This window comes from Sodalinema sp. (assembly GCF_046483825.1).
Taxonomy (GTDB): Bacteria; Cyanobacteriota; Cyanobacteriia; order Cyanobacteriales; family Geitlerinemataceae; genus Sodalinema.
Genome location: NZ_JAWOCL010000083.1, coordinates 1 through 21,045, shown reverse-complemented (window position 1 = coordinate 21,045; position 21,045 = coordinate 1). Strand labels below are relative to the sequence as shown.

At 49.8% G+C, this 21,045-nt stretch carries 23 protein-coding genes and 1 pseudogene; 11 read left to right on the top strand and 13 right to left on the bottom strand.

The features are described from left to right. Nucleotides 1-344: 344 nt before the first annotated feature. Genes R6U67_RS05660 through R6U67_RS05650 form a run of 3 tightly spaced genes read right to left on the bottom strand, consistent with a single transcriptional unit; the run spans nucleotide 345 to nucleotide 2,151 of the window. On the bottom strand, nucleotides 345-731 hold the full coding sequence (locus R6U67_RS05660; RefSeq protein WP_410251644.1) for a type II toxin-antitoxin system VapC family toxin: 387 nt from the start codon (nucleotides 729-731) through the stop codon (nucleotides 345-347). Beyond that, the gene (locus R6U67_RS05655) at nucleotides 728-940 is read right to left on the bottom strand and encodes a hypothetical protein (RefSeq protein ID WP_068788652.1); all 213 of its coding nucleotides are present in this window, start codon (nucleotides 938-940) and stop codon (nucleotides 728-730) included. Before R6U67_RS05655 ends, R6U67_RS05660 begins: the two co-directional genes overlap by 4 nt. A 32-nt stretch (nucleotides 941-972) precedes the next feature. Continuing rightward, entirely contained in the window at nucleotides 973-2,151 is a 1,179-nt protein-coding gene (locus R6U67_RS05650; protein ID WP_410251643.1) for a cysteine desulfurase family protein, read from the bottom strand. 39 nt (nucleotides 2,152-2,190) lie between these two features. Between R6U67_RS05650 and R6U67_RS05645 the strand changes: the two genes are divergently transcribed. Then, on the top strand, nucleotides 2,191-3,267 hold the full coding sequence (locus tag R6U67_RS05645) for a tocopherol cyclase family protein (protein ID WP_410251642.1): 1,077 nt from the start codon (nucleotides 2,191-2,193) through the stop codon (nucleotides 3,265-3,267). A 179-nt stretch (nucleotides 3,268-3,446) separates the two neighbouring features. Here R6U67_RS05645 and R6U67_RS05640 read toward each other — a convergent pair whose 3' ends face one another. From R6U67_RS05640 to R6U67_RS05625, 4 genes and pseudogenes are all read right to left on the bottom strand, one after another. After that, nucleotides 3,447-4,154 (bottom strand): IS1 family transposase, encoded by a 708-nt coding sequence (locus R6U67_RS05640; RefSeq protein ID WP_410251641.1) that lies wholly within the window; start codon nucleotides 4,152-4,154, stop codon nucleotides 3,447-3,449. 99 nt (nucleotides 4,155-4,253) lie between these two features. Beyond that, nucleotides 4,254-5,471 (bottom strand): hypothetical protein, encoded by a 1,218-nt coding sequence (locus R6U67_RS05635; protein WP_410251640.1) that lies wholly within the window; start codon nucleotides 5,469-5,471, stop codon nucleotides 4,254-4,256. 191 nt (nucleotides 5,472-5,662) lie between these two features. Further along, a pseudogene (locus R6U67_RS05630) lies at nucleotides 5,663-6,202 on the bottom strand (ISL3 family transposase); the annotation flags it as partial. After that, nucleotides 6,196-6,438 carry a UPF0175 family protein gene (locus R6U67_RS05625; protein WP_410251639.1) on the bottom strand — a complete coding sequence of 81 codons (243 nt, stop codon included), beginning with the start codon at nucleotides 6,436-6,438 and terminating at the stop codon, nucleotides 6,196-6,198. The pseudogene R6U67_RS05630 and the gene R6U67_RS05625, both read right to left, overlap by 7 nt. 99 nt (nucleotides 6,439-6,537) lie before the next feature. On the opposite strand from R6U67_RS05625, the gene R6U67_RS05620 reads away from it, so the two are divergent. Next, nucleotides 6,538-7,038, top strand: coding sequence for a DUF6714 family protein (locus R6U67_RS05620; RefSeq protein WP_410251638.1), 501 nt, complete (start codon nucleotides 6,538-6,540; stop codon nucleotides 7,036-7,038). A 45-nt stretch (nucleotides 7,039-7,083) separates the two neighbouring features. On the opposite strand, the gene metX is transcribed toward R6U67_RS05620, so the two are convergent. The 3 genes from metX to R6U67_RS05605 form a co-directional block, all read right to left on the bottom strand. Beyond that, nucleotides 7,084-8,130: a homoserine O-acetyltransferase gene (metX, locus tag R6U67_RS05615; protein WP_410251637.1), complete on the bottom strand. Its 1,047-nt coding sequence runs from the start codon at nucleotides 8,128-8,130 to the stop codon at nucleotides 7,084-7,086. 202 nt (nucleotides 8,131-8,332) lie between these two features. Continuing rightward, the gene (locus R6U67_RS05610; protein WP_410251636.1) at nucleotides 8,333-9,640 is read right to left on the bottom strand and encodes an O-acetylhomoserine aminocarboxypropyltransferase/cysteine synthase family protein; all 1,308 of its coding nucleotides are present in this window, start codon (nucleotides 9,638-9,640) and stop codon (nucleotides 8,333-8,335) included. A gap of 152 nt (nucleotides 9,641-9,792) precedes the next feature. Further along, a complete protein-coding gene (locus tag R6U67_RS05605) occupies nucleotides 9,793-10,236 on the bottom strand; it encodes a hypothetical protein (protein ID WP_410251635.1) in 444 nt (147 codons plus the stop codon). 196 nt (nucleotides 10,237-10,432) lie between these two features. Here R6U67_RS05605 and R6U67_RS05600 point away from each other — a divergent pair, with 196 nt between their 5' ends. The 4 genes from R6U67_RS05600 to R6U67_RS05585 all read left to right on the top strand — a co-directional run bounded on the left by R6U67_RS05600 (nucleotide 10,433) and on the right by R6U67_RS05585 (nucleotide 14,685). Continuing rightward, nucleotides 10,433-12,265, top strand: a complete 1,833-nt coding sequence (locus R6U67_RS05600; protein ID WP_410251634.1) for a S8 family peptidase — start codon at nucleotides 10,433-10,435, stop codon at nucleotides 12,263-12,265. Further along, complete coding sequence (locus tag R6U67_RS05595; RefSeq protein WP_410251633.1) at nucleotides 12,262-12,489, top strand: hypothetical protein; 228 nt, start codon at nucleotides 12,262-12,264, stop codon at nucleotides 12,487-12,489. The genes R6U67_RS05600 and R6U67_RS05595 overlap by 4 nt, the downstream gene beginning before the upstream one ends. A 461-nt stretch (nucleotides 12,490-12,950) precedes the next feature. Continuing rightward, complete coding sequence (locus tag R6U67_RS05590) at nucleotides 12,951-13,565, top strand: PEP-CTERM sorting domain-containing protein (RefSeq protein WP_410251632.1); 615 nt, start codon at nucleotides 12,951-12,953, stop codon at nucleotides 13,563-13,565. 337 nt (nucleotides 13,566-13,902) lie between these two features. Further along, entirely contained in the window at nucleotides 13,903-14,685 is a 783-nt protein-coding gene (locus tag R6U67_RS05585; RefSeq protein WP_410251631.1) for a PEP-CTERM sorting domain-containing protein, read from the top strand. Between the two features lie 27 nt (nucleotides 14,686-14,712). Here R6U67_RS05585 and R6U67_RS05580 read toward each other — a convergent pair whose 3' ends face one another. After that, entirely contained in the window at nucleotides 14,713-14,838 is a 126-nt protein-coding gene (locus tag R6U67_RS05580) for a hypothetical protein (RefSeq protein ID WP_410251630.1), read from the bottom strand. Between the two features lie 14 nt (nucleotides 14,839-14,852). Here R6U67_RS05580 and dapB point away from each other — a divergent pair, with 14 nt between their 5' ends. Beyond that, the gene (gene dapB, locus R6U67_RS05575) at nucleotides 14,853-15,680 is read left to right on the top strand and encodes a 4-hydroxy-tetrahydrodipicolinate reductase (RefSeq protein WP_410251629.1); all 828 of its coding nucleotides are present in this window, start codon (nucleotides 14,853-14,855) and stop codon (nucleotides 15,678-15,680) included. A gap of 159 nt (nucleotides 15,681-15,839) precedes the next feature. After that, nucleotides 15,840-16,451 (top strand): DUF4126 domain-containing protein, encoded by a 612-nt coding sequence (locus tag R6U67_RS05570; RefSeq protein ID WP_410251628.1) that lies wholly within the window; start codon nucleotides 15,840-15,842, stop codon nucleotides 16,449-16,451. 183 nt (nucleotides 16,452-16,634) lie between these two features. Here R6U67_RS05570 and R6U67_RS05565 read toward each other — a convergent pair whose 3' ends face one another. After that, nucleotides 16,635-17,039 carry an Npun_F0494 family protein gene (locus R6U67_RS05565; RefSeq protein WP_410251627.1) on the bottom strand — a complete coding sequence of 135 codons (405 nt, stop codon included), beginning with the start codon at nucleotides 17,037-17,039 and terminating at the stop codon, nucleotides 16,635-16,637. 142 nt (nucleotides 17,040-17,181) lie between these two features. On the opposite strand from R6U67_RS05565, the gene R6U67_RS05560 reads away from it, so the two are divergent. Continuing rightward, complete coding sequence (locus tag R6U67_RS05560; RefSeq protein ID WP_410251626.1) at nucleotides 17,182-18,102, top strand: rhodanese-related sulfurtransferase; 921 nt, start codon at nucleotides 17,182-17,184, stop codon at nucleotides 18,100-18,102. On the opposite strand, the gene R6U67_RS05555 is transcribed toward R6U67_RS05560, so the two are convergent. After that, nucleotides 18,052-18,714, bottom strand: a complete 663-nt coding sequence (locus tag R6U67_RS05555; protein ID WP_410251625.1) for a class I SAM-dependent methyltransferase — start codon at nucleotides 18,712-18,714, stop codon at nucleotides 18,052-18,054. The genes R6U67_RS05560 and R6U67_RS05555 overlap by 51 nt on opposite strands. A 196-nt stretch (nucleotides 18,715-18,910) precedes the next feature. Here R6U67_RS05555 and R6U67_RS05550 point away from each other — a divergent pair, with 196 nt between their 5' ends. Both R6U67_RS05550 and R6U67_RS05545 read left to right on the top strand, forming a co-directional pair. Further along, nucleotides 18,911-19,963: a type IV toxin-antitoxin system AbiEi family antitoxin gene (locus tag R6U67_RS05550; protein WP_410251624.1), complete on the top strand. Its 1,053-nt coding sequence runs from the start codon at nucleotides 18,911-18,913 to the stop codon at nucleotides 19,961-19,963. Then, nucleotides 19,893-20,813: a hypothetical protein gene (locus R6U67_RS05545; RefSeq protein WP_410251623.1), complete on the top strand. Its 921-nt coding sequence runs from the start codon at nucleotides 19,893-19,895 to the stop codon at nucleotides 20,811-20,813. Before R6U67_RS05550 ends, R6U67_RS05545 begins: the two co-directional genes overlap by 71 nt. Nucleotides 20,814-21,045: the final 232 nt, after the last annotated feature.

Genomic DNA, 21,045 nt, shown 5'->3' with positions numbered 1-21,045 from the left:
CTTTTAAATAAAAGCCTACCTTGGCTCATTGGCGTTTAATCTCGGGATCTAGCTCTAAATAGAGCCGGTGCGTTGCGGTAGGGGCGAAAAATCCCCTCCCGCAACGCACCGATTCGGGAACCAGACGACAGATACCAGATGGAATTTTGGCGGATTATCAAGCCGGTGCGTTGCGGCAGCTTGTAGATTGTCGTCTTGATTCTACATGGGTTTGAGCCGCAACACACCCTACCGTGACTCATTAATAATGGACTTTGGCAGCATGAATTCGAGGTGGGATCATAACAATAAATAGGCAGCGGTAGGGTGCGTCCCGGCTTCGTTCAATTCTTGGATTTTAGAATTTACCAAATTACGTCTAGGTAGGGCCAGATTCTGATTTTTTCATCTTTAGAAATTAGTGATGCGTCGTACACTAAACTGGTTGCTACAATCAAGCGATCAGCTGGATCACCGTGAAAATTGCCAGGTAAACGTGTGGACAGAACCGCGATTTCAGGTGTTAGCGGGAGTAACTTTAGTCTTGGGCGCTGGAGTGCTAAATTTATCCAAGCTTGAACGTCCATCGATAACTCAAGTCTTTGCTTGGAAACCAGCATAGCGATTTCCCAACAACTGATCGCAGGAATCCCAATGAAATTGGACGTTTGAATCGAATTTTGTGCTTTTTGTGAAAGCTTTTCAGACTCACTGATCCACCAAATCCAAGCATGGGTGTCTAAAATCATCATTGTTCAGCATCCCATGAGGTTTCGATTGGTGAAATCAGGTCATCTTCAAACAGGATACTATCTTTCAACGGATTAACCGAATTCGATCGCTCCCAGGATTTCGCCTCAACGTCCGAATGTGTCAACGCCCAAATAATACGAGACAAAACCTCAATCTGGGACTCATCAATCAAGTCGATTTCTCGTTTTAACTGTTCACGATCCATCATAACTGGCCTCAATTACAGTAAATCTAACGACACTAACGGGCGATCGCCGCCACGTTTCGCAACGCCTCAACCGTGGAAATCACATGATCCGCGACCCGCTCAATCTGCTCTAAGGTATTAAAACGGCCAATTCCAAAGCGTACCGACGCATAGGCCAGCGACTCCTCACGGCCCAACGCCGCCAACACATGAGACGGTTCAATCTTCACCGACGTACAAGCCGAACCCGACGACACCGCCATCACTGGCTGCAATCCCAACAGCAACGCCTGGCCATCCACCCCCTCAAAACTGACATTCAAATTCCCCGGAAGTCGCTGCGTGGGATGGCCATTGAGATGGATTCCCTCTAACATCGAGAGACGTTCCCACAACTGCGATCGCAACTCCCGCAACCGCGTCGATTCCTCCTCCATCTCGGACAATCCCAACTCCACCGCCTTCGCAAAGCCGACAATCTGCGGCGGATACAGCGTCCCCGATCGCATCCCCCGTTCATGGCCACCCCCATGCAACTGGGCCGCTAACCGTACCCGAGGATTGCGTCGCCGCACATATAACGCCCCAATTCCCTTGGGACCATACACTTTATGGGCCGTCAGGGACATCACATCAATACATTGGGCCTGAACATCCAGAGGAATTTTAGCAATGGCCTGAGCCGCATCCGTATGAAAGAGAATGCCGCGATCGCGACAAAGCTGTCCAATCTCCGCGATGGGCTGCAACACACCAATTTCATTATTGGCCGCCATCACCGAGACTAAAATCGTATCCTCCCGCAACGCCGCCGCCAACTCATCGAGATCCACTAACCCATCCGACATCACCCGAAGCCGCGTCACCTCAAACCCCAAAGACTCCAAATAATCCATCGGGTCTAAAATGGCATTATGTTCCGTCACCAGCGTCACCAGATGCCGTCCTTTGCTGAAATAGGCCTCCGCCACCCCCTTAAGGGCTAAATTATTGGCCTCCGTCGCGCCACTGGTGAAAATAATCTCCTCAGGAGAAGCGTTAATCGCCGCCGCCAGCGTCTCTCGGGCCTGTTTTACCGCTGCTTCCCCCTCCCAGCCATAGTGGTGGTTAATACTGGCAGGGTTGCCGAAATACTCAGTAAAATAGGGCAGCATCGCCGCCAACACACGCTCGTCAACGGGAGTTGTGGCGTGAGCGTCGAGATAAATCGGGCGTTGTTGGAGTGGAGACATCAGCCGTACAGGTTCCAAAACATCACATCTATATTCTCTATGGTAGGGTCAAGGGTCAGTTCTGCACCAACTCCCCACAGTGGCTATCACTGGGATGGGGAAAGTCGCAAATTCTTTGAAGGTTGGTATTATCGCGTTACCCTTCCTGAAGCGGGGGAAACCTTCGCCTTTATGTATTCCATTGAAGATCCCATCGGCGGCGAATCCAATAGTGGCGGCGGGGCGCAAATCCTCGGGCCACGTGACGAGTATCTCTGTCGGACGTTTCCTGATGTGAGCAAGTTCTGGGGCTGGAAAAAGGGGCTGGGCCTGGGCCATTGGGGACAAACGTCCCTCACGGGTCCCCCCAAACTCATCGATCGCGATACCTTCGAGGCTGAAGTCAAACAAGGCTATCAAGCCACCGCGACTTGGCATCAGGGGCAACTCTACGACCCCGGCAGCGGCCATCACTGTACTTGGCAATATACCATTGAACCGGTCTATGGTTGGGGCGATCGCCAATCCACGGCCGGCTGGCTATCGTTTCTGGAAATCTTTGAACCCGGTTGGCAAATTCTCATGGCCCACGGTTGGGCGACGGGGTGGATTGACTGGAACGGAGAGCGTTATGAGTTTAACCGAGTTCCCGCCTATGGGGAAAAGAACTGGGGGCGATCGTTTCCGCAAAAGTGGTTCTGGTTCAACTGCAACAGCTTCGACGGCGAACCCAATTTAGCCCTCACGGCTGGCGGTGGCCGGCGACAAGTTCTTAGTTGGATGGAATCGGTGGCCATGGTGGGGATTCATCATGAGGGACGATTTTATGAGTTTGTTCCCTGGAATGGAACCGTTACCTGGGAGATTGCACCCTGGGGATATTGGAAAATGCAGGCTCGCAGTGGAGATTTGCAGGTAACCCTCACCGGGACAACGGACGAACCGGGAACGCCGTTGCGAGCGCCGACTCGTGAGGGCCTCGTTTTCGCCTGTCGAGATACGATGAAGGGCCAGGTTCATTTACAGCTTAAACAGCGTCGTCAGGGGCGCTATGAAACGCTTTTAGAGGCGACGAGTTCTCAATGTGGGTTAGAAGTTGGGGGTGGCCCTTGGAATGAGACTTGGATTGTGGATTAATGGGTGATTTATGAGTTGCCGCCTAATTGAAGCTGTGGAGATCTTCCTAGACTCATCCAATAGCATTAAGTTGCAGGCAACACTGTACAGGGATGCTGTGTAACTGATTATCTAAACAAGGGAGCATACATCGCGGCACTTCCGCCAAAAGTTTAGTCGGCAGTCCTGAATAGTAATGGTCAAACGCAGAGTGAGGCATTATAATGATGCACAAAGTACCAAATTGCACCAACATGATTACTCAATTTCTTGGAAAATGATAAGGTTTTCCGTACCAGTCGTCCAACACGCTGCCGTAGGGTGTTGTTCAAACGTTCAATACGGCTCGTTTTGCCTGAGTCCTTGCTCACAGCTTGATGCCGTTTATTAGGAATTACCTGTTCATAGGCTTCCCAAAAATCTGTGAAACAGACGGCACACTGGCGGTAAACTGGTGGCAATGATTGCCAAAGCTGCTGCGCGGATTTCCGAGAACGATCCCCAATGAAGACCCCAACAATTTCACGAGTCTCGATATCAATAGCGAGCCAGACCCAGACTTTGTTATCTTTGTTGCCAACAAAAGACCACATTTCATCAAGCTGAAGGGTCAGTTTTCCTTTTTTTTTGGGAGAAACTTCAACCTGTTTAGGGAGGTTGTCAAACTTTTGATTAACATACATCTGATTAACATACATCTGTAGCCAACGCTCGGATACCCCGGTCACTCTAGCAATGGCAGCCAGAGCCAAACGCTCAAGCAACAACTTATCAATCAATTGACGAGTGGCTTCGTCGATCGGCTGTCGAGTTGGGTTTTCAACAAACTGTCTTCCACATCGAGGTTTACCATAATGAGTGTGTCCGTATTTGATGATTTTGGTAGATTGGCACTTTGGACAGTTCATTGGTCTATCAAAACGGTGTACAATTTCTATTGTACACGAATACCATTACTATTCAGGACTGCCCGAAATATTTGCAGATACTAAGATTTTGTTGCAGTGCTATAACGCAACCGGTTTAGGTGGAGTAATGCAAATTAAGTTTGCGCCTTCTGGTGCAGTTGCCTTGGGCTTCATCTTCATCCACTTACTAAACGGAACTTTTGCCTTTTGCAGCAACTTGATTTCGTATTCATAAGAGACAAACCGCTGATACGTCTCAATGCTCGACTCCATTTCTTCCACGACTTTCGGCAAACGATCGATGATGGCTTTACGACCGTCCGCAGAAATGCCAAAGAATCCTTTTTTGACGTCAGACTTTGGAACTACGGATTCGGGTAAAGCGTCAAGCCAAGTTCCAAAATCACTTTTAAAGTCTAACAATCCGTCGCGCAATTCTTCAAAAACGCTATTCTCTGTAAGCTCTGGATTTTTCCATTGATAGATTTGAGTGAGCCGAGACAAATTTGTGAATTCTTTTAGCTCGGGATGTAGGTACATCAACGGATTGTCCGTAAGCAGAATGTCAATGTAACGCTTGATGCGATCGTGGATTTGTGCTTTACCTTCTTGAAAGCGACGTAACGCCGTATCGTATTCACCCAACTCCAGATAGCAGCGCATTTCTGCCAAGTAAGCAAAGCAAAGCGTCAAGAGATATTCATTGCTTATTTGACTTTTTCGGCTGAGTTCTTTGTCGGTTAAATCTGCGTAAACGTGTTCGGCTTCCAAAAAGCGATTGATTGCTTGTAACGCGCTGCTGCGACGATTGCTTTGCTCGGACATCGAAAATGCATTTTGCGCGAGGTCTAAGGCTGCTCTGAAGTTAGCGTAAAAACTGAGGTCGATTTTTTCGTCAACGTTGGCGATCGCCTCTTGAACTTCTTGCAAGCGTCCTTCGAGAGCTTTGACCTTTTTGTAAATCATTGTAAAGCCCAAGACGGACACCCCTAACGTGAGCATACTGCCCGCTGTGGCGAAAGCGACCATGCCTTGAACTTGACTGAGTTGAGAGCTAATTGCACCGAGTCTTTGTTGCGTGGCGAAGGAATTGCCCGCTTCTAGAGCGAGCCGGAGTGCGCCAGTTGGCTCGATTCCCGAGAGCATCTGAGCGCCCACCTGGGGTGTAACGCCACTCGCATCGGACACTTCTTTGAGCCACATGACGACCTGACCGCTCGTGTCTTGGATAACGCCGCCATTCCGCACGAGCGTCTCGTTGGCTAGACCTTTTGCAATATGCAGGGGAAGGTCAAATGATAAATTAAGAGGAGCCATAACCTGACAACCGATGATTTAGTGAGCATTGTACCCAGATTTTATCCGTCTGGCTACCCGGAGTTTTGCCACATCTCCAAAGATGTCGAGGTCTTCGTCTAACTCACTACGCTAAGCGTCGTAGTTCTGAATCGCAGCGAGAACCTGCTCTGAAAATTTGGGTCTTCTGGAAACACAGTTATAAGATAAAGTTATGGCATAAAGCAAGATAGGAATCGTCTACGCATATTTTCAAAGTTTAAAAAGCCATAAGCTTGACGCTTGATTAGCTTCAAACGATTGTTTATGCCTTCCATGACGCCATTCGTTGTTCGGCTCAAGAAGTAATTACAGATATTATCAAGATGATTGCGGATTGTCTTGACTGCATCCACATAAATCTTTCGAGCTTCCTCCAACCATTTTTTAAATCTCTGTTTGGCGGCTTCCGGTTTTTGAATATCTTCATAAATTGCTCGAAACTTTTCTTTCAAATCATAGGCTTTTCTTAAACGTTTTGAGGTTTTGAGAAGCTGCTCTAGCTTGTCAAGTTCATCAGGGCTTAAATCTTTTTTATTTTTCAGGATAAGCCATCTTGCTCCTTTGATTTTGAGAGGAGACTTAATTTGCTTTCTCAGTTTGTCTAAGTTGTCATTTATCGCTTTCACGTAATGAAAGCGATAAATTGTAATTTGGGCATTAGGAAAAACTGTTTCAATAATTTTTGGGAAACCTCTCCACATATCTACAGAGCATAGTCCAAATCTTCTGCCATTTCCGTCTCTGAGTAGTGTCTCAGCAGCTTACGATCGCCCAACAGTTGACTAAACTCATAGGAGTCTTGCTTCGCTAGTTCACAGGCCTTGCCAAAAGACAGAATTTCTTGCTCATAAAGTGTTAGAGCGAGTTCCTTGAGAAGTTCGGCTTCCTTCCGGGGTTCGGGAAGTCGCATTGCTTGAACCACAGAGTCGGGAATGGAGAGTTGCATCGCAATTTTGAAACTGATAAACATCCACTCACCCGTAGTATATAGCAATTTCCGTGTTGCCATAACTGCGATCGCCCTCTTAGGGAAGGCTTCAAGTCTATGAACGTAGAAGAATTGATTGCCATGATTGACACGGCCTTTGATGGTGTTCCTCAGCCCCAGGACTTGACGTTGCACGTAGCCGAGGCTCACGATGCTTACAACTACGGCAACGATGAGGAGTATCGCCGCCTCGATTATCGGGGCCGTTGGCAAGATATACCCGACGCGCATATCAAAGCCTGCCAGTCCGCCTTAAGTTATTTGGACAAGGTAGGCATGAGATTTTACTTGCCGGCTTTCATGGTCTGGTATTTACGATATTTCAAAACTGAGGCGGTTTGGTCAGATAATACCTTATATTCTCTGGGTAGTTATCGCCACACTCCTGGTTTAGCAGAGTATCAGAAGCAACGATTTTCATTATTTACCCCCCAGCAAATGAGAGCTTGTGCGCAATTTGTCAAGTTCTGTGCCAATGATACAACGGGGTTTAGCGATGATTATTTTGCTCAAACCATCTATGATGGCTATTGGTCTCAGTTTGATGCTCCTGAATAGGGTATGGCTATTGACCAAATGGGAAGGTTTCCGATGCCCTATTTTTTAGTTTCCCAAAAACGCCATTACCAACTCATTCAACGCCACCATATTAATTAAGAACGCATCATGGCCATGGGGTGATGATAGCCATTCTAACTGGGCGTTGGGCATCCATTGGGCTAACTCCTGCTGATCCCGAGGGGGATAGAGGAGATCCGAGTCGATCGCCACCACCAGGGTTGGCTGCGCGATCGCCCCCAACGCCGCCAGATAATCCCCCTCTCCCCCAGAAACATCATGACGATCCATGGCCTCCGTCAACGCCACATAGGTATTCGCATCAAAGCGTTTGACTAACTTCTGTCCTTGGTAGCGTAAATAACTGGCGATCGCAAACTCCCCATCTTCCTGAACCTCGCGCCCAAAACGTTGTTCAAAACTCGCCGTGGCCCGATAGGAAATCATCGCCATCATCCGGGCCGCCGCTAACCCCGTGCTGGGGGGAGAATCTTCTTCATAGTTACCATTACACCAATTAGGATCAGCAAAAATCGCCTGACGTTGGGCTTCACTCATGGCAATACACCAGGGCGAATGTCGTCCCGCCGCTGCAATCGAGACAATGCGATCGACATAATCCGGATAGAGTTTTCCCCATTCCAAAACTTGCATTCCGCCCAAGGAACCGCCAATAACAAACTGAAGTTTCTTCACCCCTAACCCTTGCAACAATCGCCATTGTAGCCGCACCATATCGCGGACTGTAATCGCCGGAAACCCCCGCCCATAGGGTTTCCCCGTCGCCGGATTAATCGAAATCGGTCCCGTGGTTCCGTAACAACTCCCCAAGACATTACTACAGACAATAAAATTGCGATCGCCGTCAAACGTCCGCCCTTCTCCAAACAGCGGCCCCCACCATTCATCTGCATCCGCACTTCCCGTCAACGCATGACAAATATGAACCGCATTATCGCCTGATTCATTGAGCGTTCCCCAACAGCGATACGCCACTTCAACATCCATTAACAACTCTCCCGACTCCAACGAAAACGGTTCGGATAGCTGATAAACTTGGGTCTCGGGGGAAATTAAGTGGCGGTATTTCATCAGTGAACTGTTAGAAGAAGGCAATAGGCAACAGGCAACAGGCAATAGGGGGAGAAGAAGGCGACAGGGTATGGGTCAATATTGCCTCCTCAGGGGAGATTTGACGTAGCCACTCTCAAAATTATCATAAATCGGGTTTTTCCCCCTTCCCTGGGGCGGGGAGGGGGCGAATTTAGCATGAATGACCTAGACCGGGTATCGGTTAGCTCGCTTGAGCGAAGGCTTGGTCAAAGTCGGCTTTGATGTCTTCGATATGTTCCAAGCCGACGGACACCCGCACCATCGCTGGGGTAATTCCGGCGGCGGTTTGTTCGGTTTCGTCGAGTTGCTGGTGGGTGGTGGAGGCGGGGTGAATCACGAGGGTTTTCGCATCGCCAACGTTAGCCAGGTGAGAGGCGAGTTGAACCGAATTGATAAAACTGCGACCGGCTTCTAAGCCACCTTTAATCCCAAAACTCAAGACACAGCCAAAGCCATGATTGAGGTATTTTTTCGCCTGTTTGTGATAGGCGTGATTTTCCAGTCCGGGATAGCTGACCCAATCCACTTTTGGATGTTGTTCGAGCCATTTTGCGAGGGCCAAAGCGTTGTCTGTATGGCGATCAACGCGCAACGATAGAGTTTCTAAGCCCTGCAACAGCAAGAAGGCGTTAAAGGGACTCAAACAGGGACCTAAATCTCGCAATCCTTCGACTCGGGCGCGGATGATAAAGGCGATATTTCCAAAGGGACCATCGGGGCCAAAGACTTCTTGGAAGTTCAAGCCATGATAGCCTTCAGAGGGTTCAGTGAACATGGGAAACTTGCCATTTCCCCAGTTGAAGTTCCCCGAATCGACAATCACGCCACCGATGGAGGTTCCATGGCCGCCAATCCACTTTGTGGCTGATTCGACCACAATATCCGCCCCATGGTCAATGGGACGACAGAGGTAACCGGCGCAACCAAAGGTATTATCGACAATCAGCGGGATATTGTTGTCATGGGCGATCGCCGCCAAGGCCTCTAAATCGGGGATATTAAATTTAGGATTGCTGAGACTCTCGACGTAGATCGCTTTGGTGTTCTCGTCGATTTGTTTCCCGAAGGCTTTAGGATCATCGCTATCGACAAACTTGACATTTACACCAAGACGTGGTAGAGCAACCTTGAATTGATTATAGGTTCCGCCATAGAGAGTAGAGGTGGAGACGATATTGTCTCCCGCCTGACAGATATTATTGATGGCCAGGAACTGGGCCGCCTGTCCGCTGGCGGTGGCCAGGGCCATGACTCCCCCTTCGAGGGCGGCGATGCGTTTTTCAAACACATCGGTGGTGGGGTTCATAATCCGGGTATAGATATTCCCGAATTTCTTGAGGGCGAACAAATCCGCACCGTCATCAGCATCCTCAAACACATAGGAGGTGGTTTGATAGATGGGAACCGCCCGCGAGTTGGTTCCGGGGGCGGGAGTTTGTCCGGCGTGGATTTGTAGGGTTTCGTAGCGGTGTTGATTGGCTTCTGACATTAAACCGTTCCTGATTGAAGTGAGTGGTGTTCGGGGTAGTGGGGGAACAGCGTCTCGCTTGGGGCCAATGTATTTTACGGGATTCAGTCCCTGGGAACAATGGAATCTGTGAGGGTTGATACGTTTTGTTGCAATTGTCTCTCAGGTGTCTCTCAGGAATTGGGGGACACCGGTTTGGGGTATCCTGTTTCGGGATCGAGCGATCGCAAGGCTTGCGCCCACTTCAGAGCCAGGCTAACTTCAGTAAAAGGAACCAAAATCGGCCCCTCATCTCCCCGATAAAAACAAAGGCTAACGGTGCGACTGCTTTTAGGGGGATAGGCTTCGTTAATTCCATGACCATTCACCTGAACCTCAATAGCGGTGACCTCTTTGAGGGAGAACTCCTGCATCTCCAGCACCCCAGTCCGGCTGGGTTTTCCCCAAACGAGGCGATCGCCCTGTTGTCCCAATACCGCTAGAATGTCATATTTGGCCCGCTCAAAGTCCTTGGCCCAACCTTGATAAGCCTCCACTTTACGAAATTCATTCCATCCCGCCCAAGCTAAGCCAAAAAACAAGACCAGCAAGGGCAACCAAATTAAACCGCGTTCCATACTTATTATTAACCCTCTTGACTAACGCTCTATCTCTATTTGTCTCTATTGTCCCGCCTCCGGGGCCAACTCCCGATGCGCTATCGTAGGAAGACAGAGATTTCAACAGACGGGCAACGAATAAAACCGGCCGGTGGTTCAACCGCTCAAAGGGACCGCGATTCCGTTGTCCGTCTAGCCAAAACCAGTTAAGACCATGAAAAATTTTCTACTCACTTGCCTATTTTTCCTGGGCTTGGGGTGGGCCTTAGCGACGTTCTCGGGACTGGCGAATCAGGGAACCTATGATTCGCTGATTCTCAACTTCCGAGATGACCTCTCTGCGGCTGAGGTCAGCCAGCAGGTCGAGGAGATGTCGCAACAGTTCAACCTCACCCCTCGTCTCAATAGCGAATTTTCCCAACGGGATCACATTTATATTGTCGAGGGCGATCGCGAGGTTTTACAAGACCTGCGCCGCCAATTCCGTCCCTACTTGCAGTTCGCTGAACCCAACTACCTCTATGGGGTTCCCGAGATGCAACTCCAATCCCGGTTTGACGGAACCGGAACTCCGGGACTGGCCAAAGCCTATCCCAATGACCCGCTGTATTCCAAACAATGGAACCTCAAAGCCATTAACGTCGAAGGCGCTTGGCCCGACAGTACCGGCGATGATGTCATTGTGGCAGTGATTGACACTGGGATTCTCAAAGTCCCCGACTTAGACGAAACAGAATTTGTCGAGGGCTACGATTTTGTCAACGATCGCGTCCTGGCCGATGATGACAATGGCCATGGAACCCATGTGGCCGGAACCATCGCCCAAACCACCGATAATGAGTTCGGCGTTGCCGGAATCGCCCATCACGCCAAACTCATGCCCCTGAAAGTCCTCAGTAAACAGGGGGGCGGTACGGTGAGTGATATTGCTGAAGCGATTCGCTTTGCGGCGGACCATGATGCCGATGTCATCAACCTCAGTTTAGGGGGAAGTGGCGAGAGTCACTTAATGCGCCAGGCGATCGACTACGCTTATGACAAAGGAGTGGTGATTATCGCCGCCGCTGGAAATGCCAATCAAAATAGTGCCGGTTATCCCGCTCGTTATCCCCGTGTTTTAGGGGTTGCGGCTAGTAACGCCGCCGGAGACAAAGCCCCCTACTCCAACTTTGGCGCTGGTGTCGATATTTCCGCCCCTGGAGGCGATACCCGTAACGGTGAAACCGGGGGGATTCTCCAACATACCCTTAACCCTCAAGATGGCTCACCCGTGTTTGCCGCCTTCCAGGGAACCAGTATGGCCTCGCCTCACGTGGCGGCGGTCGCGGCCTTAGTCAAAGCCACAGGGGTTGAGAGTCCCGATGAGGTGATGCAAATCCTTAAGGAGTCGGCCCGTCCTGTCGAAGAAGATAGTTTTAACTATTTTGGGGCCGGACATCTCGATGCGGCTTCAGCGGTGCAGTTGGCGGTGAAAGGCCAGTTGAATTTCCGCGACTTTTTCCGTTGGTTACGGGATAACGGCTATTTGAACCCCCGCTTCTGGATTGATGGCGGAACCATCGCCCTGATTCCTAAGTTAGCGATGGTGATTGGCTCCTATCTGCTGGCCTGGTTGTTACGCAATTACTTCCCCTTCCGCTGGAATTGGAATCTGGCCACGGGGTTGGTGATGGGAAGTTCGGGAGTCTTTATTCTCCGCAGCTTCTATATTTTTGACTTGCCCCAATGGCCCCTACGGCTGGCGGGAAGTTCTCTACCGGAGTTCGGGACAGCGGTTCAGGGGAATCCGGCCTTGAACCCGATTTTTGCCAGTGTTTTGATTCCTGGAGTACTCTTAGTGCTGTTGTTGGGTCATGCACAACGGAAGTGGTGGGCCATTGGTGCGACCCTTGGGGTGGCGAGTTGTTTGGCCGTGAGTGCTGTGGTCGACCCTGAGTTAGTCTGGCTAGGAAGCGGTTGGCTGGCGCGGGGTTTCTTGGCCGCTAACGCCATGGCCTGTTGGTTGCTGGCCCGACTCGCTGCAAAACCTGGAGGAATCACGGCATGAAATTGAAAGGAGTTGTCAAACACGTCGTTATGGGGACGGGGGCCTGGACCCTGGAAACCGAGAACGGCAAGATTTATGAGCTTCACGAAAGTACTCCCTCGGAGGTCTTACAACAGGATCAGGTGGTCACCTTAGAGGGGAAGATTCGTGAGGATGTGATGACCCTCGCGGCCATGGGTCCGGTTTTTGAGGTTGAATCCTTTACGTTGGGAACCCGTTCCTAGGGTTTCAAGTCAACTTAATTGTGAATGGCATTAGAAACATCTTGGAGCATTTTTTGTCCAAGATGTTTTTTGTTTTTTAGGTGAAAACCCTGAAGGTGTCTCCGTATAAACACGGATATTGTGCCTCCGTATTTATACGGGGACTTGTAGGAGCGATCGCCTCGATATTCTGGGGTCTAACCCCCTTTTCAGAACATCCATAAATCCTTGAATCGTTTTTCTGGCAAGAGATAGACCGATTTACCTACGTGGATTAAGAATTGTGTCTTTTTTGTGAAGCTTACGTAAAGCCACAGAGTTCAGATAATAAAGTTTTGATGAACTTCGTGCGAAACGGGAGACATTTAAGGGGCTACCTCCTAAGATAAAGATGTGGACAAAAACACCACCTCGACGAAGGCGACGACCCAGAACTCGGTTCGCTTTCTAAACGTAAACTATTTAGAATGGAGCCATTCACAATGAAACTCTTTAACTCAACTCTTATTGGACTCTCTGTCGCCGCCGTCGCCTCCTTGACGCTTGGTGTTGAAGGAGCCAGTGCGCAGCTATCGGCTACAGGTACGTCGTGTAATGTTGCCAACCTCACCGGTACGACTGACTGTGAAGGCATCTTCAGTGGCAATGATTCCAACACCATTACAACCGAGACGTCCTTATTCGGCAAAACCGGTTGGACAGAACGCTTTAAGGTTGACAATAGCAATGGTACAACTGGCCCTCTAACCGTGGCCTTAAATGATGCCCGAGAGGACACCTCTGGAACCTGGGAATTATCGGAAGACTTTAACTTCGATAGCTATGAGTCAGTGATGTTTGTGCTTAAAGGCGGCAATAGCTTCAGCGGCTATCTCTCCGATGGTGTGACGATGGCCGGCGATTGGAATACTGATGACACCCTTAAAGGCAACCGACGTGGTGCAGGTTTATCTCACTTCACCGTCTGGACAACCGGTACGGGAAGTAATAACGATGAACCCACCCCCACCCCGGTTCCCGAACCCGCAGCCCTTCTCGGCTTAGGTTCGATCGCCCTAGCGTCTCGGTTCCTGCGCCGCAAATCCGACGACGTCTAAGCTACAAGTGTGACCCAGGTATTGGCCAATTTCTTCGATCTCATTGAGGCTGTTACTCATCTGCCTCCCCCCTGACTCTAATCAGGGGGGAGGTTTTTGTCTGTCGCCTTAGAGGTCTGATCTGGGTGATCCGGTAATCCGGCTTAAAGCTTCAGTGAAGATACGGAGGCTCAATTATAAAGTTGTGGTGATCTTTGCGCAAAACCCACTAAAATTTCCCCAACTCTCAAAAAATGTCCACTAAAATGGCCGTGTAAATAGGCAAAGCTTCCGTCGGAACTCCCATTGCGGTTCCCTCGACCGAAGCCCGAGCCTAACTCAAGGACTTTGTCCCGCTATGAACGTCTTACTTTCAGTTGGGACAACCCTCGGTGGCCTGACGGTTGCTCTGATGGCAGCCTCCGCCCCGACTCATGCCGCAAACCTCGTCTGGGGGTCTTCCTTCGACTTAGATGGGGCAAACACTGAGAATGACTGCTCTGGCTACTTTGGCAGTGACGTGGAAACCTGTGAGATCGAAGGTTCTCCCGTTTTGGGCCAGGTCAACAACCCTCACCGGGATAACGCGAGTTGGACACTCAACGGCAGTTTCCCGAGCCTCAGCACAGGGGAATGGACCTTTGAACCCCCACCACTTCCGCCCCTGACCCAGGTTGAGATTGAGACGGGAATAGACCGACTGATTCTTTTAAGGGGACAGCAGGGGACTTGGACCTATACTCGGGGTGAGGAGGATCCAGCGATTCGCTTCTGGGTGGCCCAAGGGGGGACTGGCTTCAATCTCTTCTATCATGTGGCTGATGCCGAGGATGTGGCCGCCTGTTCGGGAGTGGCCGCCTTCAGTTCAGCCTGTTTGAGCAAAGCCGTTACAACGTCGGCGGGAGAGTGGTTTACTCCCCTCGATACGTCAAATATGGGCTCGAGCCTTCTTTCCAAGGGTGAACAGACGGAACGGGGAGTTCCCTTTGCTTTATCCCACTTGACCTTTTATCAGGGTGAGGATGACGATCGCGGTGGGGACAATCCAAATGCCAAAGTTCCTGAACCGGCGACAATCTTGGGTTTAGGGGCGATCGCCCTAGCGTCTCGGTTCCTGCGCCGCAACTCTGACGACGTATAATCTCCAACGGGGAGATTGGCGACAACATTAGATCATGACTGGCTGCATCAACGCCCCCAAGATACCGTTGGGGGCGTTTTTTGGGGCCATCTTCAGGGAACTTGCCGGGAGGGTCAGCAAAATGTGAGAATGCTGAGGTAGTTCGACCGTCACAGTCTCAAAACCTTATGGCCAGTCAATCCCCCATTCCTGTTGTTGTCAACGGTGCTGCCGGAAAAATGGGCCGCGAAGTCGTCAAAGCCGTTGCCCAAGCTGACGATATGATGCTGCTTGGGGCGGTGGATACGAACCCCAATGTGGCGGGCCAGGATGTGGGAGAGGTGGCCGGCTGTGGTCCGTTGGAAGTGCCGATTCTCACGGATTTGCAAAGTACCTTAGTCATGGCCACTCAGGAGCAAACTCAAGGGGTGATGGTGGATTTCACTCATCCGAGTGGTGTGTATGAGAATATCCGAGCGGCGATCGCCTATGGGGTGCGTCCGGTTGTGGGAACCACGGGCCTGAGTCCTCAACAAATCCAAGATTTAGGGGAATTCGCCGAGAAAGCCAGTACCGGTTGTCTGATTATCCCCAATTTCTCGATTGGGGTGGTCTTGATGCAGCAGGCGGCGATTCAAGCCTCGAAATACTTTGATCATGTCGAGATTATCGAACTCCATCATAATCAAAAAGCCGATGCGCCCTCGGGAACGGCCATTAAAACCGCTGAGATGCTCGGAGAGTTGGGCAAAACCTATAACCCGGCGGCTGTGGAGGAAGAGGAGAAGCTACAAGGAGCGCGAGGGAGTGTCGGGAAGGAAAATATCCGCATCCATAGTGTGCGTCTTCCGGGATTGATTGCCCACCAGGAGGTTATTTTTGGGGCAGCCGGCCAGGTGTATACTCTACGCCATGATACGAGCGATCGCGCCTGTTATATGCCCGGCGTTCTCCTGTCGATTCGCCAAGTTACTCAACTCACCTCTCTGGTGTACGGCCTCGAAAAGATTATCTAACCGACAAGTTTGTCTGGGATGGCGATCGCTCCGGTTAAGTTCTGCCATTCTTCGTACACTAGAGATAGTCTGTCCCGTTAGTTGACACGTACAGAGGTGGCAGACACTTAGTGACGGGTTCTAACGGACACTGAGGCGATCGCACTCAGGATATCAAATATGGTCGAAATTCTCGCCGCATTGTCTGCATCTGCTGCGGCTGGACTGAGAATTGGACTCCCTCTGCTGATGGTTGGTTTAGTTAAAACCAATCTTTGGTCAGATGTGCCAATTTTGTCTAACTTCTCTCCCTCCGTCGTGGTGGGAGTCTTAGCCGCTTGGTCTTTTTGTGAACTCTTTGCTTCTAAACAACTTATAGGCCAACGAGTTTTACAACTCATTCAACTGGTGTTCTCCCCCATCGCCGGGGCCATTGTCGGTATGGCTGTGGCCCAACTGGCGGAGATTGAGGATTGGCAAGTTGGCGTGATTGGCATTGTCGGTGGACTGCTGGCCCTAGTGTTGCAATTGGTGCAAACGGGCTGGTTTTTCCGGCTGCGAGGCCTTCCTCTCTGGGCGATTTGGGTCCAAGATGCTCTATCGGTTGTTTTGGTGTTATTTGCCTTCGATGCCCCACAACAGGGGGGATTGATTGCTCTATTGCTGTTGTGGTTAGCGATTCGCAGTTCCTCGGCCTGGTATCGTTGGCATCGCGAGGAACGCTATAAACGCCGCTTGATGCAACATGCGGAGTATCAAGAGGCCTTGGAAGACGAGGAAATGGAAAATTAGTCTTGACAAATCAACAATTTTGTGTAACGAGATTAGCAGTGGAACAATTTGCAGGATTTTTGCAAATTCTCCGGAATGTGTCCAGGGCGGACGAAAGTAAAAGACAGGTAGATGCACCCTGATGATTCAACCCCGGCGATTACACCCCGCCGGGGTTTTTTTGTGTTTGTCTCAAACCTTGCCTTAAAAGGGCAATCTCAACCAGCGACGGAGACTATTCGAGAGGCGATCGCCCACGCTGAGTTCATCCTTCCAAGTCTCTTCCTGGGCGGCCCACTCCGCCGTCAAGGTTCGCCCCAAAGGCGTTAAGCGAAAACTATCGGTAATTCCCTGGCCATCGACTTCTCGCCGCAATACGCCCACGTTAATCAGCCATAATAGATCGTTCTCGACGATCAGTTCTGGGAGAGGGTCGAGGGTATAGCCAGCGGCGACTCCCGCCGGGCCGACAATTTTTTCGAGGAAAATTCCCTGTTTCTGAAAATCCTGATAGAGTTTCAGGGTAAAGGGGGCGCAACGCAAGGCACGACGGGCGCGGTTGAGGCTATTGTCAGAATAGGGGATTGAAGGGGATGCTGGCACAGTCATAAATACGAACAGGACATCCGACAGGGGGGATTGTACCTGTATTCTACCTGTATTCTACTTGTATTCTTAAAGGACGAGAGGCGCGATCGCTGCTGCCTTCTCCCCTCCTCATTTGCTCAAATTTTCCGTTGTTATCTGTCTCATGTCCATTATCGTTGCCAGTTTCTACCAATTTACCCCCCTCGAACAGCTTGAGGGACTGCGATCGCATCTGTTGGCCCTCGGCCGCGATCGCCACCTCAAAGGAACCCTGATCCTCGCCCCCGAAGGCCTCAACGCCACCCTGGCCGGATCTCGAACGGCGATCGATGATTTCATGGCCCAACTGCGTCAAATCCCCCAATTCCAAGGCTTAGAAGCTTTGGACTATAAAGAGTCTCAAAGCCAAACTCCTCCCTTCCAACGCTTCAAAGTCCGCATCAAACCCGAAATTGTCACCTTCAAACAGGACAATGTCAATCCCCAAGACACCGTGGGAACTTACGTTGAAGCCACCGAGTGGAATCAACTCATCTCAAATCCCGATGTCACCGTCATCGACACTCGCAATAACTTTGAAGTCAAAATTGGCACATTTAAGGGAGCAAAAAATCCCGAAACTGCCTCATTTACCGAGTTTCCGGACTACATCCAAGACAACCTAGACCCCGAAAAAACGCCCAAAGTCGCCATGTTTTGCACCGGCGGCATTCGTTGCGAAAAAGCCACATCCTACCTGTTAAAACAAGGCTTCCAAGAGGTGTATCACCTCAAAGGTGGAATTTTAAAATATCTCGAAGATGTCCCAGAAGAGGACAGTTTATGGGAGGGAGACTGTTTTGTCTTCGATGAGCGTGTCGCCGTTCAACATGGCTTAAAGCCCGGAAACTACGAACTTTGTCTCGGATGCGGCCATCCCGTTTCCGCCAAGGAACGAGAGTCGCCTTATTATAACTGGGGTATCTGTTGCCCCCATTGCCACGACCATCTCAGCGACGAGAAACGCCGCCGCCGAGAAGAGAAAGTACGCCAGCTAACGCTTCAACGCCAACGTCAAGCCGTCAGCGATGGGAACGAGACTTAGGGTGATGCGATCGTCGTGGTGAAGCTGGCGGTTAAACTCGCGAATCGCCTCCGTGCGCTTATCGGTCACGGTTTCATCGGCCACACGCCCGGACCATAGAACATTATCGATCGCAATCAGTCCCCCCGATCGCACCAGTTGCAGACACTTCTCGTAATAGTGAGGATAGTTACGCTTATCGGCATCGATAAAGGCAAAATCAAAACTCTCCCCTTCCCCAGACTGGAGTAACTGTTCCAGGGTATTCAGGGCTGGGGCGAGGTGCAGCTGAATCTTATCGGCGACATCGGCGTGTTGCCAATAACGACGGGCGATCGCCGTCATCGTTTCATCAATATCACAGGTGACAACGGTTCCCTGCGGCGGCAAGGCTAAGGCAACCACCAAGGCACTATAGCCGGTAAATGTGCCAATTTCCAAGGTTTTCCGCGCCCCCAAAAGCTGCACCAGCAGGGCCATAAACTGCCCCTGTTCCGGGGCGATTTGCATCCGCGCGGCGGGTAATTGGGCGGTTTCCTGCCGCAATTGTTGCAAAACGGGGTTCTCCCGTAGGGAGGTATTGAGGAGATAGTCGTAGAGTTGGGGCGATACGCCGAGGGTTTTGGGAGACATAGAGGAAGAAGGCAATAGGCAACAGGCAACAGGCAAGAGGGGGGAGAAGGCAATAGGCAATTAGAAGCTTGCGATCTCATCTCCGACCGATTCAACCTCGACTCATGCTGTCTGCCATCTGTGCTAAAATGATGACAATAAATTTGGCTTTTGACAAGGTTTTCTTGAACATTGAGAATCCGCAGTATTTGTATCCATGAAACAAAAAAGTTCGTTATTATGCGAGTGCCTAGATCATCTAAATTCCTTACCTGATATTGAGGCAAGAAACGGCGATCAAAACTATATTATCATCCGCAACCGCGATAAATCAATAGACTATGCTTACAAAATTCAGCCAGATGTTACAGGTACTATGGCTGAACTCATTATCCCTTATTTTCAACGGCTTGAACGAAATAACGAAAAAAAAATCCTCCTGATTACCCGCTACTTATCCAACTCAGCCATTGATATTTTTCTGAAAGAAAAAATAGAATTTATCGATACGGCAGGCAATACTTACCTCAATAATCCAGCTATTTATATTCTGATTCGCGGTCAACGCCGGCCAAAGGTCAAACCTTTGTCTCGTTCCAAAATGACTGTTACAACACTTAAACTCATCTACGTTTTATTGAAAAATCCCCACATTTTGCGGGCAACCCTAGGCGATATCGCTGCGGCGGCTGGTATTGCATCATCAACCGTGAGTCGCAATCTTAAAGATTTATATAATTTAGAGTATTTACAACGGCAACGAGATGGTAACTATCGAATTGTCAACTATCCAAAACTTCTAGAGCGTTGGGAAATGGGCTACGCTGAAAGTCTTCGCCCAAAACTAATCGTGGAAGCGTTTGCGCCTGTAGGAGAGGGGAGCTTTTCAGATGTAGCAGAGCGTATTATTGAAGGAGCAAAAGAGGGTGATTTTTTGTTGGGCGGAGAACTCGGGGCAGCGATCGCAACGGATTATCTTCGTCCCCAAAGCGCTACATTACATTTAGTTGAGAGAGATATCCAAACATCGGTGAAATTACAAGCAATGAAAATTGCAGCGAAAATGAGGCTTAAGCCCAGTCCAAAAGGAAACATTGTCTTTATTCGGCAATTTGGTACGCAGAATAACTGGACTGAGGATGGGATGAAAACCCTCGCGGATCCATTGCTACTTCATGCAGAGTTGCTGTTAATTTCGGATGAGCGATCGCAAGAAACTGCGGATCGCCTTTACAGAAAATATGTTGCTCGGAGAGATGAAAATGCTTGATCCAAACGAAAAACAGGTTTTAGTCGATCTCAAGACTGTACTAGATTCTCTAGATCTACCCAGGCTTATGGTGGGGGCTGGAGCCAGATTATTGATTTTTGACCGACAATATAACCGGGAAGGTCGTGCAACAAAAGATTGGGATTTTGCTGTATCTGTCAAGTCCTGGTCAGATTTCAAAATTCTCTGCGATCGTCTGACTCTTGGAGAAAATCCACGCTTCAAAGTCGCTCATAAAGTTCCCCACAAATTCATTCACTTGGAAACAGATGTAGAGGTTGACATCGTACCTTTTGGAGAAATTGGTCAACCAGGACAGGAAATTGAATGGGAGGATGGCCTGACAATAAATTTACTCGGATTGGAAGAGGCTTTACGATTCGCCAAAGAGCAAGTTATTGACGATGATCTTGTGATTTCAGTGGTAGATTATCCCGCGTTTTTGGGTCTTAAACTCATTGCCTGGTCAGATCGGGGAGGTAATAAAGATTTAAAAGACGTTGATTTTATGATTGAAGGAATCGCGGATAGGGGGATTTATGACAATCGCATTCTTGAAGAACTGCTCAATGAAAATGAAATGGCTGAAGGACAAGTTGAGTATGATTCAACGGCGTCTACTTTCTTACTGGGGCGAGACATTCGGCGAATATTCCACGATGCTACAGTCAGTAAAATCAATGAAGTTTTGTCGGAAATCTTGAAAAACCGGGATATAGTGATTCCACAACTCATTCCCCGGACGGTAACTGATAACAAACAATGGGATGATAACTTCGATGCGATCGTTCAACGTTTTGAAGTGTTACAACACGGGATACAGTCTCCGCCCTCTCAAGACAATACCTAATTCGAGTTGTATGGCCGATCGCGTTTCTTTTTTCGCCCAACTTGGTGGCCAATCACGCGCAACGACCACGCGCAACCACAAACTGGCAGGTTCTGGGGCGTACCCTTCTGGAACGGGTGTCCAGGCGTCACACTGGTGATCCTTCTGGTTGCCCGAGGCCACAGAGGAAGAGGCAAGAACCCGAAGGGATGCCGCGAGGGGTTAAAATGAGATCCAACTGACTATGTTAAAG

Bases quoted from the DNA above. Each gene is read 5' to 3' on its own strand.
- R6U67_RS05610 (WP_410251636.1), bottom strand. From the start codon at position 9,640: ATGTCAGAAGCCAATCAACACCGCTACGAAACCCTACAAATCCACGCC.
- R6U67_RS05635 (WP_410251640.1), bottom strand. From the start codon at position 5,471: ATGGCTCCTCTTAATTTATCATTTGACCTTCCCCTGCATATTGCAAAA.
- dapB (WP_410251629.1), top strand. From the start codon at position 14,853: ATGGCCAGTCAATCCCCCATTCCTGTTGTTGTCAACGGTGCTGCCGGA.
- R6U67_RS05645 (WP_410251642.1), top strand. From the start codon at position 2,191: ATGGTAGGGTCAAGGGTCAGTTCTGCACCAACTCCCCACAGTGGCTAT.
- R6U67_RS05620 (WP_410251638.1), top strand. From the start codon at position 6,538: ATGAACGTAGAAGAATTGATTGCCATGATTGACACGGCCTTTGATGGT.
- R6U67_RS05640 (WP_410251641.1), bottom strand. From the start codon at position 4,154: ATGAACTGTCCAAAGTGCCAATCTACCAAAATCATCAAATACGGACAC.
- R6U67_RS05555 (WP_410251625.1), bottom strand. From the start codon at position 18,714: ATGTCTCCCAAAACCCTCGGCGTATCGCCCCAACTCTACGACTATCTC.
- R6U67_RS05595 (WP_410251633.1), top strand. From the start codon at position 12,262: ATGAAATTGAAAGGAGTTGTCAAACACGTCGTTATGGGGACGGGGGCC.
- R6U67_RS05570 (WP_410251628.1), top strand. From the start codon at position 15,840: ATGGTCGAAATTCTCGCCGCATTGTCTGCATCTGCTGCGGCTGGACTG.
- R6U67_RS05560 (WP_410251626.1), top strand. From the start codon at position 17,182: ATGTCCATTATCGTTGCCAGTTTCTACCAATTTACCCCCCTCGAACAG.
- R6U67_RS05655 (WP_068788652.1), bottom strand. From the start codon at position 940: ATGATGGATCGTGAACAGTTAAAACGAGAAATCGACTTGATTGATGAG.
- R6U67_RS05600 (WP_410251634.1), top strand. From the start codon at position 10,433: ATGAAAAATTTTCTACTCACTTGCCTATTTTTCCTGGGCTTGGGGTGG.
- metX (WP_410251637.1), bottom strand. From the start codon at position 8,130: ATGAAATACCGCCACTTAATTTCCCCCGAGACCCAAGTTTATCAGCTA.
- R6U67_RS05585 (WP_410251631.1), top strand. From the start codon at position 13,903: ATGAACGTCTTACTTTCAGTTGGGACAACCCTCGGTGGCCTGACGGTT.
- R6U67_RS05550 (WP_410251624.1), top strand. From the start codon at position 18,911: ATGAAACAAAAAAGTTCGTTATTATGCGAGTGCCTAGATCATCTAAAT.
- R6U67_RS05660 (WP_410251644.1), bottom strand. From the start codon at position 731: ATGATGATTTTAGACACCCATGCTTGGATTTGGTGGATCAGTGAGTCT.
- R6U67_RS05590 (WP_410251632.1), top strand. From the start codon at position 12,951: ATGAAACTCTTTAACTCAACTCTTATTGGACTCTCTGTCGCCGCCGTC.
- R6U67_RS05565 (WP_410251627.1), bottom strand. From the start codon at position 17,039: ATGACTGTGCCAGCATCCCCTTCAATCCCCTATTCTGACAATAGCCTC.
- R6U67_RS05650 (WP_410251643.1), bottom strand. From the start codon at position 2,151: ATGTCTCCACTCCAACAACGCCCGATTTATCTCGACGCTCACGCCACA.
- R6U67_RS05625 (WP_410251639.1), bottom strand. From the start codon at position 6,438: ATGCAACTCTCCATTCCCGACTCTGTGGTTCAAGCAATGCGACTTCCC.
- R6U67_RS05605 (WP_410251635.1), bottom strand. From the start codon at position 10,236: ATGGAACGCGGTTTAATTTGGTTGCCCTTGCTGGTCTTGTTTTTTGGC.
- R6U67_RS05545 (WP_410251623.1), top strand. From the start codon at position 19,893: ATGAGCGATCGCAAGAAACTGCGGATCGCCTTTACAGAAAATATGTTG.